This window comes from Sulfitobacter noctilucicola (assembly GCF_000622385.1).
GTDB lineage: Bacteria > Pseudomonadota > Alphaproteobacteria > Rhodobacterales > Rhodobacteraceae > Sulfitobacter > Sulfitobacter noctilucicola.
In genome coordinates this window covers 250423-265720 of record NZ_JASD01000008.1, presented here as the reverse complement: position 1 = coordinate 265720, position 15298 = coordinate 250423, and the positions used below count along the sequence as shown (strand labels likewise).

Annotated in this window: 15 protein-coding genes; 7 read left to right on the top strand and 8 right to left on the bottom strand. The window is 58.2% G+C overall.

The window, feature by feature from the left end; all coding sequences use genetic code 11:
* The first annotated feature begins 29 nt into the window (after window positions 1–29).
* Window positions 30–557, top strand: a complete 528-nt coding sequence (locus tag Z946_RS0104820) for a hypothetical protein (protein WP_025054602.1) — start codon at window positions 30–32, stop codon at window positions 555–557.
* Window positions 558–619: 62 nt separating this feature from the next.
* A complete protein-coding gene (locus Z946_RS0104815; protein ID WP_025054601.1) occupies window positions 620–1990 on the top strand; it encodes a glutamate--cysteine ligase in 1371 nt (456 codons plus the stop codon).
* Window positions 1991–2048: 58 nt separating this feature from the next.
* Here Z946_RS0104815 and Z946_RS0104810 read toward each other — a convergent pair whose 3' ends face one another.
* From Z946_RS0104810 to Z946_RS0104775, 7 genes are all read right to left on the bottom strand, one after another.
* Entirely contained in the window at window positions 2049–2945 is an 897-nt protein-coding gene (locus tag Z946_RS0104810) for a DUF805 domain-containing protein (protein WP_025054600.1), read from the bottom strand.
* A gap of 107 nt (window positions 2946–3052) precedes the next feature.
* Window positions 3053–3331 carry a hypothetical protein gene (locus Z946_RS0104805; protein WP_025054599.1) on the bottom strand — a complete coding sequence of 93 codons (279 nt, stop codon included), beginning with the start codon at window positions 3329–3331 and terminating at the stop codon, window positions 3053–3055.
* Window positions 3328–3936: a glycerol-3-phosphate 1-O-acyltransferase PlsY gene (gene plsY / locus Z946_RS0104800; RefSeq protein ID WP_025054598.1), complete on the bottom strand. Its 609-nt coding sequence runs from the start codon at window positions 3934–3936 to the stop codon at window positions 3328–3330. Before plsY ends, Z946_RS0104805 begins: the two co-directional genes overlap by 4 nt.
* Window positions 3936–5216: a dihydroorotase gene (gene pyrC / locus Z946_RS0104795; protein WP_025054597.1), complete on the bottom strand. Its 1281-nt coding sequence runs from the start codon at window positions 5214–5216 to the stop codon at window positions 3936–3938. The genes plsY and pyrC overlap by 1 nt, the downstream gene beginning before the upstream one ends.
* 69 nt (window positions 5217–5285) lie before the next feature.
* The gene (locus tag Z946_RS0104790) at window positions 5286–5732 is read right to left on the bottom strand and encodes a hypothetical protein (protein WP_025054596.1); all 447 of its coding nucleotides are present in this window, start codon (window positions 5730–5732) and stop codon (window positions 5286–5288) included.
* 128 nt (window positions 5733–5860) lie between these two features.
* Entirely contained in the window at window positions 5861–6388 is a 528-nt protein-coding gene (locus Z946_RS0104780; RefSeq protein WP_025054595.1) for a hypothetical protein, read from the bottom strand.
* Between the two features lie 13 nt (window positions 6389–6401).
* On the bottom strand, window positions 6402–7349 hold the full coding sequence (locus Z946_RS0104775; protein ID WP_025054594.1) for an aspartate carbamoyltransferase catalytic subunit: 948 nt from the start codon (window positions 7347–7349) through the stop codon (window positions 6402–6404).
* Window positions 7350–7480: 131 nt separating this feature from the next.
* Here Z946_RS0104775 and Z946_RS0104770 point away from each other — a divergent pair, with 131 nt between their 5' ends.
* The 5 genes from Z946_RS0104770 (at window position 7481) to Z946_RS0104750 (ending at window position 14371) form a co-directional block, all read left to right on the top strand.
* Window positions 7481–8257: a uracil-DNA glycosylase gene (locus tag Z946_RS0104770; protein ID WP_025054593.1), complete on the top strand. Its 777-nt coding sequence runs from the start codon at window positions 7481–7483 to the stop codon at window positions 8255–8257.
* Window positions 8250–8864 carry a LysE family translocator gene (locus Z946_RS0104765; protein WP_025054592.1) on the top strand — a complete coding sequence of 205 codons (615 nt, stop codon included), beginning with the start codon at window positions 8250–8252 and terminating at the stop codon, window positions 8862–8864. The genes Z946_RS0104770 and Z946_RS0104765 overlap by 8 nt, the downstream gene beginning before the upstream one ends.
* Window positions 8861–9403: a molybdenum cofactor biosynthesis protein B gene (gene moaB, locus Z946_RS0104760; RefSeq protein ID WP_025054591.1), complete on the top strand. Its 543-nt coding sequence runs from the start codon at window positions 8861–8863 to the stop codon at window positions 9401–9403. The genes Z946_RS0104765 and moaB overlap by 4 nt, the downstream gene beginning before the upstream one ends.
* A gap of 114 nt (window positions 9404–9517) precedes the next feature.
* On the top strand, window positions 9518–10969 hold the full coding sequence (locus tag Z946_RS0104755; RefSeq protein ID WP_025054590.1) for an efflux RND transporter periplasmic adaptor subunit: 1452 nt from the start codon (window positions 9518–9520) through the stop codon (window positions 10967–10969).
* Window positions 10970–10972: 3 nt separating this feature from the next.
* Window positions 10973–14371 carry an efflux RND transporter permease subunit gene (locus tag Z946_RS0104750; RefSeq protein WP_025054589.1) on the top strand — a complete coding sequence of 1133 codons (3399 nt, stop codon included), beginning with the start codon at window positions 10973–10975 and terminating at the stop codon, window positions 14369–14371.
* Here the strand turns inward: Z946_RS0104750 and Z946_RS0104745 are convergent.
* Window positions 14368–15174 carry a protein-disulfide reductase DsbD domain-containing protein gene (locus tag Z946_RS0104745; protein ID WP_052836121.1) on the bottom strand — a complete coding sequence of 269 codons (807 nt, stop codon included), beginning with the start codon at window positions 15172–15174 and terminating at the stop codon, window positions 14368–14370. The two genes, Z946_RS0104750 and Z946_RS0104745, sit on opposite strands and share 4 nt — an antisense overlap.
* Window positions 15175–15298 lie beyond the last annotated feature (124 nt).

Below are 15298 nucleotides of genomic sequence, written 5' to 3'. Positions count from 1 at the left end.
GAGGTAAATGAAGCGGGAGGCGTTGCAGCATGACTTTCTTTCGTCCAGAGGCGCGGGCGGCGCTATGGCGCTGGCGCGAAATGATCGCCGGCCTTTGCTGCGCTGCGATTGGCATCTGGCTGGTGTTGGGTCCGGGTTTTCTGCTGGCTGTTTTGGGCTACGCTATGTTGGGCGTCGGTGGCGTTCTGGCGTGGCTTGGCTATCAGCGCGGACGGTTCCGCAGCCCCGATGGTGGTGCTGGTGCGGTTCAGGTAGACGAAGGGCAGGTGACGTATTACGGGCCGCTGACCGGCGGCAGTGTCGATCTACGCGAAATGGACAGTCTGACGCTGGAAGGGTCAATGTTTCCAGCACATTGGCGGCTGGCGCAACGTGGGCAGACCCCACTGCTGATCCCTGTGAACGCGGCGGGTGCGGATGCGCTCTTTGATGCCTTCGCCACGCTGCCGGGCCTAAGAACAGAGCGAATGCTTGCGACGCTAAAGGCCGATCCGCATCAAGCGGTTGTGATCTGGCAGCGGCCTGACGCAGCACCTCAGGGTGCCTTGTTGCATTGACACCCTTGTCAAATCCGCCCATCCCTTCATCTTTATGCTAATCCAAACCGGAGACCAAAGCGATGTCCATTCCCCAATCCGGCGGTGGCCCAATTGAGCGCCACGAACAACTCGCGGAGTATCTGGCGGATGGGTGTAAACCCAAATCCGAATGGCGGATCGGGACGGAGCACGAGAAGTTCGGGTATTGCAAAGACACGTTGAAACCGCTGCCTTATGAGGGTGAACGCTCCATTCGCGTTATGCTGGAAGGGTTGCGCGACAAGCACAACTGGGCACCCGTCGAAGAAGGCGGCAAACTGATCGGTCTGGAGAAAGACGGAGCAAACGTATCGCTGGAACCCGGCGGACAACTTGAGCTTTCCGGTGCGCCGGTTGAGACGATCCACGAGACGTGTGACGAGGTAAACACCCACCTGCGCGAAGTGCAGGAAGTTGCAGACGAGATAGGTGTGGGATGGATTGGTCTGGGTGCCGCACCTGTCTGGACACACGAGCAGATGGATTTGATGCCCAAGGGGCGTTACAAATTGATGAACGATTATATGGGGCGCGTTGGCTCTATGGGTCGTGTGATGATGCGGCGGACCTGCACGGTTCAGGTCAATCTCGACTTCGGATCAGAGGCGGACATGGTGCAGAAAATGCGCGTCGCCGTGGCGTTGCAGCCTGTGGCTACAGCGCTTTTTGCAAACTCGCCCTTCTTTGAGGGAAAGCCCAACAGCTATAAATCCCTGCGGTCCATGGTCTGGCGCAATCTGGATGCGGCACGCACAGGCACTTTGCCTTTCATTTTCGAAGACGGGTTCGGATTTGAACGCTGGGTGGAATACGCGCTCGATGTGCCGATGTATTTTGTGTACCGCGATGGCAAATATGTAGACGCACTGGGCATGTCATTCCGAGATTTCCTGGAAGGCAAGTTGCCCGCGCTGCCCGGAGAGACGCCGACCCTGAGCGATTGGGCGGATCATCTGACGACCGCATTCCCTGAGGCACGCATGAAGAAATTCATTGAGATGCGCGGTGCGGATGGTGGACCGTGGCGCAGGTTGTGCGCCTTGCCTGCTTTCTGGGTCGGGTTGATGTATGATCAGACAGCGTTGGACGGTGCGTGGGATCTGGTCAAAGACTGGACACCGGCACAGCACGACGCCTTACGCGTAGCTGCATCTGTTGACGGATTGCAGGCCAAAGTCTCGGGCATCAACATGCACGACATTGCCCGCGAGGCGGTTGCGCTGTCCGAAGCAGGCTTGAAGGCACGCGGCAAGGTCGGTGCGGGTGGTATGGTTCCTGATGAAACCCATTTCCTGAACGCGCTGAAAGAAAGCATCGAGACAGGTAAGGTTCCCGCAGATGAGATGCTGGAAGACTACCACGGCAAGTGGAACGGCGATCTTTCGAAGATTTACGCTGACTACAGCTATTGAGTTGATGCGTTTAATCTGGGCGACAGGTTGAACGCCCAGATTAAACGCTCAAGTCGTATTATTCCTGAAGACCCAGAACCCGGCTGCGGTAGAGCGCTTTGACTTCGGCGGCACCTTTTTCGCGCTTTGCTGCTTTTTCCTCGTCCGTTTCTTCGAACAGGCAGGCATAACCCGCCATGGGATTGTGTTTGCCGTCTGTCTTTTTCTTCCACTGAAGTTCTGCAATTTTCGCCGGTCCGTAGATGTTATCGAACGGGACGCTGGGCAGGGCATTCATCAGACTGTGCAACAGGCCTGTCACAATCGGTGTGGCGACCAAAGCGAATGAGATAAAGAGCACGCCAACGGTATGACCTGATTCCCCCTCAAGCCCGGTGCTGACGTTGGACGCATTGCGGCGGATATCGACGGCACCGTTATGCGCCATAATCTCGGCGAGCAGACCCCAGACAGTATCGGTTCCAGCGGCCTCGAAAGCGAGCGAGATGGCGAACATCTCTTCCCAGAACGTTTGCGGCGCTCCGAAAAACAGGACAACCGGATAGATGATGTTGGCGGGATCATTCGGTTGGTTTGCCACGCCAGTAAGACTTGAGTTCATCATTCCGCCCGCGAGGCCGGAAAACAGAACGATAGTGGACATGATTGCGATGGCGGGCAGGATTACCCAGAAACCAGACCGGTTTCGGTCATGCAGGCGGCGCATGTTCAGCGACAGGCGCGGTATTAGCGTCAGCATAAAAATAACGATCGAATCGTAGTAGAGCGGGTTCATGGGCGGAATTTCCCGCGCCAGCAGGAAGCGGTGTACTTCGGCGATGTCGCCCATCAATACATAGCAGATGATGGCCCAGATCAATGCGATGACTGCCCAGTATTCGCCAGGCGTTGCCCTGCCGCCAAAGTTGAACGCTTTGAAGGCGAAGTTCTCAAATATAGAAAGGAATTCCCTCATCGCGCGTCCCTCTTGCTGGATTACCAGCCTTTAAGTTGCAGCCCAAATGGGCGAGATTGAGGCAGGTTTCTATCCTTTTGAAGAACACGGTGGTCTAGGTCATACGCCTATGGATATGGTTCGGAGTTGGGTTCCAACGCGCGGACAAAGGTGATGACCTTTTCTGCCGGCATTTCACAGGGAAACAGCTTTGGACCGCTCGAAAGTGCGTACAGGTTGAGGCTGATATAGTCTTTGCCGCCCAGTTCTTCGGCCACCAGTTTCACCGCGCGTCCCTTACTGAAAAGACTGCGCGTGACGACGTACTTTCTGCCAAAAGCCTGACCTGTGAACGTTCCAAGCGGGAGGGCCGCGATCCTGTGCGCCAGATCCGGCGGGGGTGTCACCCCTTTTGGCCGATCTTGGGCTCAGTACCTGCCTTGATGCGTATGATATTCGCGCGGTGGCGCAGATAAAGGAGCAAAGTCAATGCGATACCAAGGATCAGCATGTAGCCATAGCCGGTGATGACCAAAAGGAAGGTCGAGGCGGAAGCCGCGGCAAGTGCACCCATTGAGGAAACGCGCGTTGCTGCAACAGCGACCAGCCAGATCAGGCAGCATCCGATGCCCGCAGGCCAGGCCAGTGCCAGCATAATGCCCAGAAAGGTAGCCACGCCTTTGCCCCCATCAAAGCGTAGCCAGACGGGAAAGCAGTGTCCGATCATCGCGGCAAGGGCTGTAAGCTGCACAGCATCCTCAGCGGCCATTGCCCTTGCGATCAGCACCGCAACCGCGCCTTTGCCCGCATCAAGCAGCAACGTTAGTGCTGCGGCTTTCTTGCTTCCGGTGCGCAGAACATTGGTGGCACCGATGTTGCCTGACCCGATATCGCGCAGGTTGCCAAGCCCCATGAAACGCGCGGTCAACATGCCATAGGGGACCGACCCCATGAGGTAGCCAAACAGCGCCCAGAGGATTAGCATCACAGGAGAAGTATCAATGGGGGGCATCAGGTCGCCTCAAATACGCAGGTTCCGGAAACGAAGGTTTTCAGCACCTTACCCTGCATCCGCATCCCGTCAAACGGCGTGTTACGCGATTTCGATGAGAGTTTGGACCGGTCCATCACAAAGGGCGCATGCGCGTCGAACAGAACCAGATCAGCAGGGGCACCCGGCGCAAGGCGCCCACCGGGCAGACCAAGACGCTGCGCAGGGTTCAGAGACATTGCCCGCCACAGCACCGGCAGGTCAATCAGTTCGGCGTGGAACAGGCGCAGAGCGGCAGGCAGAAAGGTCTCAAGTGCGACGGCACCTGATGCCGCTTCCTCAAATGGCAGGCGTTTTGATTCTTCGTCCTGCGGGGTGTGCATGGAGCAGACAATATCGATCAAACCACTTGCGACTGCGTCGACCACGGCAAGGCGGTCTTCTTCGTCACGCAAAGGCGGTTTGAGCTTGAAGAACGTGCGGTAGTCGGCCACATCCAATGCGTTCAGCGTCAGATGATGAATGCCAACACCGGCAGTGATGTCCAGACCGTTTGCCTTGGCGCGCGCGAGCGGCGGCAGGGCGCGTGCGGTTGTAATCTGGTCCGCGTGATATTTGGCACCGGTCATTTCGATCAGCGCGATATCGCGGTCCAATCCCATACGCTCGGCCATCGGCGACACAGCAGGCAATCCGCGTAAGGAAGCAAATTTGCCGGATGTCACTGCAGCACCGGAACTGAGATTGGGTTCTTGCGGATGAGCGATGACCAGAGCGCCCAAACCACGCGCATAGGTCAGCGCACGGGCAAATACCTTGGTATCGGCAATCACGTGGTCGCAATCGGTAAAGGCTGCGGCCCCTGCGTCCATCAGGAAACCGATCTCGGTCATTTCGCGCCCTTCGCGGGATTTGGTGAGTGCGGCCATCGGTACGACGTTGACAGGTGCGGCTTCGTTGGCGCGGCGAGTGACAAATTCCAACACTTCGGGGCTGTCAATCGCCGGATTGGTGTCGGGGCGCGTGATCATCGTGGTGACGCCGCCCGCCGCAGCCGCCAGACCGGCAGAGCGGTAGCTTTCTTTGTGACGCTCGCCTGGTTCGCAGACTTTGACGCCCAGATCGACAATACCGGGGGCAAGAAACTTGCCCGCGCAATCAACGACTTCGGCATCTGCCGGCAAGGGGGCCATGTCCGTACTGATCTGGGCAATCTTACCATCGGTGACGGTCAGCGTGCCCTCGGTGATGCGCCCTTCTTCCGGGTTGATCAGCTTGGCATTAATGAAATGCACAGTCATGCGAGGCCTTCGGTCTGGTACAGCTTTGCGCGTTCTTGCCCGAAATACTGGCGCAAACCAAGGGCCAAGTTATGCGCTACCTCGGTCTGGGCCACGTGCTGCTGCAATCTGGTCTGCTGTGGCTTTGGGGAAGGGCAGGTAGCGGATCGCCATCTGCTGGCCGGAGCGCAGTTTAACGATAACGCGGCTTCCGAACTGGGTTTTGACATCGACAATCTCTGAAAGTGGCACTTGTGCGATGCCGTCAGGCCCTTCGTGGATCAGGTATCCTTCGCTCATTTGCCAGCGGTCGCTGCGGGCGCTGCGCCAGCGAAAGGCATCTTCGAGGACGAAGCCTGCGGTGAGGGTCAGCGCGACCAGAAATACCCAGGACACCGGCAAGGCGAAGGCGTAGCAGAAGATCAAGCCGACGATGGCCAGTGCCACAAAGGTTGCGCCGCCGGTGATCGCGACACGCCGTAGAAAAACCGCACGTGAGGGGCCCCAGCTAATATCGGGCGCAGTCAGGCGATCCATATCATCACGCCCACAATACCGAATGCCACGATCAGGGCGATCATGGCTATCCGGCCGGACATTTTCGGATCTGGTTTCGGCTCTTGCATGTAGAGGTCCTTTTGGAAAGCTGTCGGGCAAGGGGCGGGTCAGAGCAGGATGGCCCCGAGAATAATGACGCAAAGGGCGATAATCGCCCAAACGACCCATGACGCACCGCGTTTGCGTTCGGGCTCGGGTGGTGTTCCCGGGGTGCCGGTGTAGGGTTGTGCAGCCTCTGCCGTCAGCGCGATCTCTTCATTCTCGGGATTTGTTTGCGCATAGGTGCCGATCAGCGTGAGGGCCGTATCCGTGTTGAGCGTGACAGCCTTGCCCGACGCGGCGAGCGAATGGACAAGCATCACCCAACCATCGAGAGCAGCCAGTTTTGGTGCGTCGCGGGTGATGTCTTCTTCGCGGGCATCGATGCCTTCCCGAAGGTATCCGGTCAGACCCAACTCTCCCAGATCGGATACGGGAAACACTTCGATGCCTTTGGGGTTCAGGTCTTTGCTGCCGAGCAGAGCCACTTGTGCCGAAGGGTCGCCGCGCAGATCGCGGGCGGCATTGCCGGACATTGAAAGGGAGAATACCCGCGTGGTGCCCTGTTCCAGTGCGGGGATGACGATCTTGCTCATTCGTGGAGCCTCCTTAAACCGGTTGCAGGACGCGGGCACGCAGGTTGCGGGCGAGAAGGTCCATCGCAGCCATGCGCACGGCGACACCCATCTCGACCTGATCCTGAATGACACTGCGATTGATGTCATCCGCCAAGGTGCCGTCAATCTCTACTCCGCGGTTCATTGGGCCGGGATGCATGACAATAGCGTCGGGTTTTGCATGGGCAAGTTTGTCGGCGTCCAGGCCATAGCGGTGGTAATATTCGCGCTCTGACGGGATGAAACCGCCATCCATCCGCTCTTTTTGCAGGCGGAGCATCATGACGACATCGACGTCCCGAAGCCCTTCTTCCATGTTATCGAAGACTTCTACTCCGAAATCACCGATGCCCGCAGGCATCAGGGTGGGCGGAGCGATCAGGCGGATGCGGTTTTCCATCTTGCCCAGCAACATGATGTTGGAGCGTGCGACACGGCTGTGCGCGATATCACCACAGATGGCCACGGATAGTCTGTGCAAACGTCCCTTCGCCCGCCGGATCGTCAGCGCGTCGAGCAGCGCCTGTGTCGGGTGCTCATGACGTCCGTCGCCAGCGTTCAGCACAGCGCAGTTCACTTTTTGCGCCAGCAAGTCCACCGCGCCTGACTGCGGATGGCGCACAACCAGCAGATCGGGGTGCATCGCGTTCAGTGTCATGGCAGTGTCAATCAGCGTCTCACCCTTTTTGATCGAGGACGCCTGCATCGCCATGTTCATCACATCGGCTCCCAGCCGCTTGCCCGCAATCTCAAAGCTGGCTTGTGTGCGGGTCGAGTTTTCAAAGAACATGTTGATCTGTGTGAGGCCCGCCAAGGCATCCGCGTGTTTGTCAGCCTGCCGGTTCAGATCGGCGAAGGTATCTGCCAGATCTAGGATCGCAGTGATGTCCGCTTGCGACAGATTTTCGATGCCAAGCAGGTGACGATGGGAAAAAGACATGGGGCAACAGACCTCGACAAGTTCCACTCCTTATAGAAGGCGGTAGCGCTGCGCGACAAGGGACTGCGCGGAATTCGCCATTCGCGCGATGAGTGTTTTTCATCGGCCGCGCCGCACTATAGTCTGACCTCATGGAATCAGCGGAATTTTATCATCATCTGGCGTTGCTTGATTGGCAGGTCGAACTGGGCGTGACCGAAGCAATAATGGACACGCCTGTGGATCGCTATGCGTTGCCGGATGCGATGGAAAAGCCGTCTGCGGTTTCGGCGGCAAGCCCTTCTGTCATGCCGATAAAGCCTGCGTCGGTTGATCCCGTCGCGGTGGCCACGCAGGCGGCACAAGCGGCTCAGTCATTGGAAGAGCTGCGCGCCGCGATGGAGGCGTTCGAGCATTGCACCTTGAAAAAGGGTGCCCGCAATATGGTTTTCTCGGACGGCGTGGCCGGTGCGCGTGTCATGTTGATCGGAGAAGCACCGGGACGCGACGAGGACCGTGCTGGCAAACCGTTCGTCGGGGCGGCGGGCCAACTGCTGGACAAGATGCTTGGGGCCATCAACATGGGCCGCGACCACGCGCAGGCACCTGTCTATATTACCAATGTGTTGCCATGGCGGCCCCCGCAGAACCGCGATCCGAAACCCGATGAGATTGCGATGATGAAACCCTTTCTGCTGCGACATATCGAACTGGCGTCGCCGGATGTGCTGGTCATCATCGGCAATTGGGCCTGTCAGGCGCTTTTGGGCAAAAAAGGGATCACGCGGTTACGGGGTGAATGGACGCAGGCGGCGAACAAACCTGCATTGCCGATGTTCCATCCTGCCTATCTGCTTCGCTCGCCCGAGTTTAAACGCGAGGCTTGGGCTGATCTGTTAAGCCTTCAGGCGCGGTTGCGCGATGGTTGACCTGTGGACCCTAGCCGCCTTTGTGCCCGCGGCATTGATCATGAACATGACGCCCGGTGCAGACATGCTCTTTTGCATGGGGCAGGGATTGCGGTCGGGACCAAAGGCTGCGGTCATGGCCAGTGCAGGCATCGCGGCAGGCGGGATGGTACAGGTGACATTGGCCGGTCTGGGACTTGGCGCACTTGTGGCAGCGCACCCTTGGGCCTTTGATGTCATCCGCTGGATCGGTGTGGGGTATCTAATCTATCTTGCGTGGCAGGTTCTGCGGCAAAGAGACAATTCTCACACGCAGGCCAAAGGCTTGGGGATATGGCGGGCTTTCGGGACTGGATTCATCGTGAACCTCACAAATCCAAAAATTATACTGTTTGTATTGGCCTTCATTCCGCAGTTTGTCGTGCCTGATGCGGGGTCGGTTCTGGGACAGTTTCTGGTTTTTGGCGCTGTTTTGGGTCTGGGCGGCTTCGTGATCAACGGGGTGATGGGTATATTTGCTGCCCGCATCTCTAACCGGACGGGACGATACAGCAGGCCCTTCGCATGGGTGTCGGCAGGGATTTTTGCAGGGCTTGCAGCCCGTTTGGCGATATTGGAGCGGACATGAGCAAGATTGACGAAACAGCGGAGTTCATTCCGGTGCGCATCGCAGTGCTGACAGTATCGGACACCCGCGATCTGTCGCAGGACCGGTCCGGAGATACGCTTGTCGGGCGGATTGAAGCGGCGGGGCATGTTGTCGCAGAGCGCCACATCATTCCTGACGAACGCGCACAGATTGCCAACCAGCTTCGACTGTGGTGCGAAGATGATAAAATTGATGTCGTTATCTCGACCGGCGGTACGGGTCTGACCGGACGGGATGTCACCGTTGAGGCACACCGCGATGTCTACGAGAAGGAAATAGACGCCTTCGGAACGGTCTTTACCATCGTCTCTATGCAGAAAATCGGCACATCTGCAGTTCAAAGCCGTGCGACGGGCGGTGTTGCGAACGGCACGTATCTGTTCGCGTTGCCAGGATCACCTGGGGCTTGCAAAGACGCTTGGGATGAAATTTTGGTCAAGCAGCTCGATTACAGGCATCGGCCCTGCAATTTCGTTGAAATCATGCCGCGACTGGATGAACACCTGCGTCGTAAATAAAAATTCATTTCCGCGCGACGGAAATCTCTGTCATGCCCGTTATATCATGATGACTTGGCGTTTTGCGCCAGCAGATTATATTTTTGACAAGTTGTACTTGTGGAGCATTTCTGGATGCGGTTCTTACGACAAAGCATGATCGGGCTGTTTCTGGCGTCCATTACACTGGGGCTTCTGGTTTTTGCGGTCACCCTTGTCGGAGGCGCTTTGCAAGAGCGTATGGCCGAGACGTCCAAGGCACCGCCCGCGCGCGAACGTGTATTTTCAGTGAATGTGGTTACGGCACAGCCGCAGGATGTTGTGCCCGTATTGGAAACCTTTGGCGAAGTTCAAAGCAGACGTTTGCTTGAGCTTCGTGCGGCAGTAGCAGGGCGTGTTGTCGAGCTTGCCGACGGGTTCGAGGATGGAGGCGAGATCAAGGCCGGGCAGGTCTTGGTTCAACTTGATCCGGCGGATGCGCAAGCGGCCGTTGAACGGGCGGACAGTGATGTTGCGGATGCTCTGGCTGAAGGGCGCGATGCGACCCGCTCGCTTGAGCTGGCATTGGCAGAACTGGCCGCGACCGAGGATCAGGCGGCGCTGCGCGAGCGTGCATTTGAACGCCAGCAGGATCTGGCGGATCGTGGCGTTGGCACGGCTACAACTGTAGAGACCGCCGAACTTGCTGCGTCTGCGGCGCGGCAGGCCGTTGTCTCCCGCAGGCAGGCTGTGGCGCAGGCCGAAGCGCGTCTCGATCAGACAACAACGGGCCTCGCGCGGGCGCGGCTTGCGCTGGCTGAAGCAGAACGGCGGCTGGAGGATACGACACTGACCGCCCCTTTCGACGGTACGCTGTCTTCGACGAGCGTCGTTGTGGGGCGTCTGGTGCTGACCAATGAACAGCTGGCAGAATTGATTGATCCTCGGGACCTCGAAGTGTCGTTCAGATTGTCGACAGCGCAATATGCGCGATTGCTGGACGAAAATGGCCAGATTTTGGGTGCAGATGTGACCGCCAGACTTGATGTGGCGGGGGTTGATCTGGAAGCGCAGGGCAGGATCAGCCGCGCCAGTGCAGGCGCAGGTGAAGGCGCTACAGGCCGTCTTGTGTTTGCTGCGCTGCGCGATGCCAAAGGTTTCAAGACCGGCGATTTCGTCACTGTTCGCGTGCAAGAGCCCGAGCTGAAAGGTGTTGTTCGTCTGCCTGCATCAGCGGTGGATGCAAACAACGAGGTACTGGTTCTGGGAGAAGAGAACCGTCTTGAAGCAGTAGAGGTTTCCCTGTTGCGCCGACAGGGTGACGAGGTGTTGGTGCGCGGCCCGATTCTGGAACGCAAGGTTGTTGAGGCGCGGTCCCCGCTTTTGGGGGCGGGAATTTCTGTCAAACCGATCGAGCGTGATGCGCAGGTTTCAAACGAACCCGAGATGCTTGAGTTGACAGAAGAGCGCCGCGCGCGGCTCGTCGCATTCGTGGAAGGCAATACCCGCATGCCCGAGGAAGCCAAGGCACGCACGCTTGCGCGTCTGGCCGAACCTCAGGTCCCTGCCCAAATGGTGGCGCGGATTGAAAGCCGGATGGGAGGCTAGAGCGTGGCACGATCCATTTCGGGTAAAGCAGGCGGCGTCCTTTCGTACTTTGTCCGGCACCGGACGGCAGCAAACCTGCTTTTGCTGATCCTTCTGGTGGCGGGCGCGGTGGCAACCCCCAACATGCGTGCGCAGTTCTTTCCCGATGTGATTGTCGACAACGTGACCGTCTCTACCGTTTGGACAGGGGCAGGGGCCGAAGACGTTGATGCGGCGATTGTTCAGGTGCTTGAGCCTGCTTTGCTTGCATTGGAAGGTGTCGAGGGATCAAACAGCACCTCGCGCGAAGGAAGCGGCACGGTGGTGCTGGATTTCGAGCCGGGTTGGGACATGGCCCGCGCTGCTGCGGATGTTCAGACCGCCGTTGATGCCATCACCACGTTACCGTCTGAGGCAGAAGAACCCTTTGTAAGACGCGGCGCTTGGCGGGACCGCGTGACAGACGTCGTCATCACAGGTCCGCTTGACCCCGGCCAACTGGGGCGGTTCGCCGATGAATTTGTAACGCGCCTGTTTGCTGCCGGCGTCACGCGGACCACGATCGAGGGTGTCGCGGCACCGCAGACCATGGTGTCCGTTCCGTCCTCGCAGCTGATTGCCTATGATGTCACCATGGCCGATATCGCGGCCGCCATCGCAGCAGAAGTCGATGCCGATCCGGCAGGGGATGTGACCGGTGCAAACGCAAGAGTGCGCACTGGGACTGCCAAGCGGACGGCGCGTCAGATTGCAGATATTGTGCTGCGCTCGAACCCCGATGGATCAAAGCTTACCATCGGTGATGTCGCTACCGTGCGATCAGAGGGTATAGACCGCGAACGCCAGTATTTCGTCGGGGCTGATCCGGCAATTTCGGTACGGGTTGACCGCTCTGATCGGGGTGATGCGATTGCGATCCAGGAAAGAGTTGAGGACGTAACAGCGGAGCTTCAGGCGAGCCTGCCATCAACTGTCACGATGGAGCTGATCCGTACCCGTTCCGAAGCCATCACAGGGCGGCTTAATCTGCTGATCGACAATGGTCTGATGGGCCTGGGGCTTGTTGTAGCACTTCTGTTTCTCTTTTTGAATGCGCGCACGGCGTTCTGGGTGGCTGCGGGTATTCCGGTTGCCATGGGTGCTGCGATTGCGCTGATGTATCTGGGCGGGCTGACGATCAACATGATCTCTCTTTTCGGGCTGATCATCACCTTGGGCATTGTCGTGGACGATGCAATTGTGGTGGGTGAGCATACGGATTACCGCTACCGGACGCTGGGAGAGACTCCCATGCAGGCGGCAGAGAACGCAGCGCGGCGAATGTCGATGCCTGTTTTTGCGGCGACCCTAACCACCATCATCGCCTTTTTCGGGCTTGTCGCGGTTGGCGGGCGCTTTGGTGATCTGATCCGCGACATTCCATTTACGGTAATCGCTGTGCTTGCCGCGTCCCTTGTCGAATGCTTCCTTATTCTGCCTAACCACATGGCACATGCGGTAGCTGCTGCGCACAAAGAACACTGGTATGATTTCCCAAGTCGTTCGGTGAACCGTGGGTTTGAGTGGGTGCGAGAGCGTCTGTTCCGCCCCTTGATGGCGGGAGTTATCAAGGCGCGGTATGTCGTGCTTGCCGGCGTTGTGGCTGTCCTTGCCTCGCAAGCGGCGTTGTTCATATCTGGTGACGTCCAGTGGCGGTTCTTTAACGCGCCAGAGCGCGGATCGGTCAGCGGTAATTTCATGATGGTCGAAGGGGCCACGCGCGAAGACACGCTTGCCATGATGCGCGAGATGCAACGTGCGACCGAAGCGCTGGGTGCCGCATATGAAGAACGCTACGGGACCAACCCGCTGGATTATGTCATCGCCCAGACAGGCGGGAATTCCGGGCGTGGTATTGCTGGTGCGGATAACAAGGACAATGATCTTTTGGGCGGCATTTCGATTGAATTGATTGATGCTGATTTGCGCCCGTACTCCAGTTTTGCCTTCATTGCGGAGTTGCAGGAGCAGGTGGTGAACCATCCGCTGGCAGAGGCCGTCAGCTTTCGCGGATGGCGTTCCGGTCCGGGTGGTGATGCACTTGATGTGCAGTTCTACGGTGCCGATACAGACACGCTCAAGGGGGCATCGGAAGATCTGCAAGAGGCGCTGCGCCGTTTCCCAGAAGTCAGCGCGGTGCAGGATAATCTGGCCTATGACAAGGAAGAGCTGATCCTTGATCTGACACCACAGGGACAGGCGCTTGGCTTTACAATTGATATGCTTGGGGTTGCGTTGCGTCACCGTTTGGGCGGGATCGAGGCGGCGACTTATCCTGACGGTCCACGCTCTGCCACCATCCGGGTGGAATTGCCCGAGGGCGAACTCACCGCGGATTTTCTGGATCGCACCCAGATGCGCACACCGGCGGGGCTTTATGTTCCTTTGGCCGATATTGTCAGCGTGGAGCGCAGGACCGGCTTCAGCACGGTGCGCCGCGAGAATGGTATCCGTCTGATATCCGTGACCGGTGACATTTCTGAGGATGACGCCGCCCGCGCCACGGAAATCAACGAGGCCCTCGAAACTGATATTCTGCCGCGTATTGCATCGGAGCGTCAGGTCGAATTCCGGCTGGCGGGGCTAAGCGAACAGGAAGACGAGTTTCTGAGCGACGCTCTGACCGGATTGATCCTATGCCTGACTGGCATCTACTTCGTGCTGGCATGGATATTCGGCAGCTGGACGCGGCCCGGCGTGGTGATGGCAATTATCCCTTTCGGGCTGGTCGGAACGATTTATGGGCACGCGCTTTGGGATGTGCCGCTTAGCATGTTCACGGTTGTCGGTTTGCTGGGCATGACAGGTATTATTATCAACGATTCAATCGTACTGGTGACAACCATCGATGAATACGCCGAGACGCGAGGGCTGTTTCCGTCGATCATTGATGGTGCTGCGGACAGATTGCGGCCTGTAATGTTAACCACGCTCACCACAGTTCTGGGGATGGCACCGCTGCTTTATGAGCAAAGCCAGCAGGCGCAGTTTCTGAAACCGACGATCATCACGCTTGTCTACGGCTTGGGCTTCGGCATGGTTCTGGTTTTGTTGGTGGTCCCGGCTTTGGTCGCAGCGCAGCATGATATCGCCCGCCAGACCGCCGCGATGCGCCGTGGCTTGCGCGCGCCGATATCGGCGCTGCGCTTTGGTATGGCGGGGCTTTGGATCGCGGTTCTGGCGTGGGGCGTGCTGACCCTTGGCTGGGCCGCGCTCTACGGTAACTTGCATCCAATCGTGGCTGGTATTCTGCCAGCGGGCGGGCCCATCACACCTATGTTGGGGGGGCTGTTGGCGTTCATAGCGGGCGCCGCGTTTGTGGCGCTGGCGGGCTATATCATTGCGGGGCTTGCTTTTGCGATGCGCGAAAAGCGGCGGGTTTAACCGGGCTTGCATCCCTGAATGTTAACGGCGTGTTTGCTGCCCAGAACAGTGATCGTGATCTGCGAGCGGTCCAGCGCCAAGGGTTGACCGTCGCTTGTTATCATTTCGCCCACTGCAACAAGCGAGTTACCGCGCCTTGTCGCTTTGGTTTCGCTCATCCAGAGCCCGGCTTGACCAGGTTCTATAACCACGGTTTCTGTCCCGCCTGTGGATGGCAGGGTCAGATGTGCCTCAATCTCTAACCCCTCGTCAGTGGGGCGCAGAGTGCACTTGGATGCCGTAACGCCTGCTTCTTTTGCGCTATACGGGCGTTCAGCCAATGCCGCTGCAATCGCCGGTGTGGGCGTTTGGTTGTTGTCATTGATAACTGCCTTGAGCGTCATACTATGGGGCACGCAGATATCGCTGCAAACCCCCATATCGAGGCGGGCGTTGATGCTGATCGGCGCTCCGGCACTGCGCGGGGCGAACGATAGGGGCAGAACCAGATCACCAGTATATCCGATTGTACGCATGCCTGCCGTCAGAAAGACTTCGGGCGTGGGCCACGTGATCCCGACACCGCGCAAATTATCCGAACCGGACCAGTCAAACTGGGGCGGGATACCGGCATCGCCCGGTGCGCGCCAATATGTCTTCCATCCGGGTGCGAGGCGAAGATGAAGCGCGGCTACCCGTGTGCCGTCTGCTTGTACCCAACCGTGCAGAATTTCGCCCGTGACAGGCGTTTCAAAACTGTCACCTGCCTGAAGCGGCAGAGCAGTCAGCACAGAGAGCGCGAAGGCGGCGAAAGGTGTTTTCATCATCCTTAGATGGGCCATAGGCCGCACGCTGCCAAGTCACATTTCCTTTAGCGATGTTTCGAGGCGCAATGTCACAGTCAACGTCTCGCTCTTGCGTGTGGCCCCTTGGAAAGGCAATCTGCGT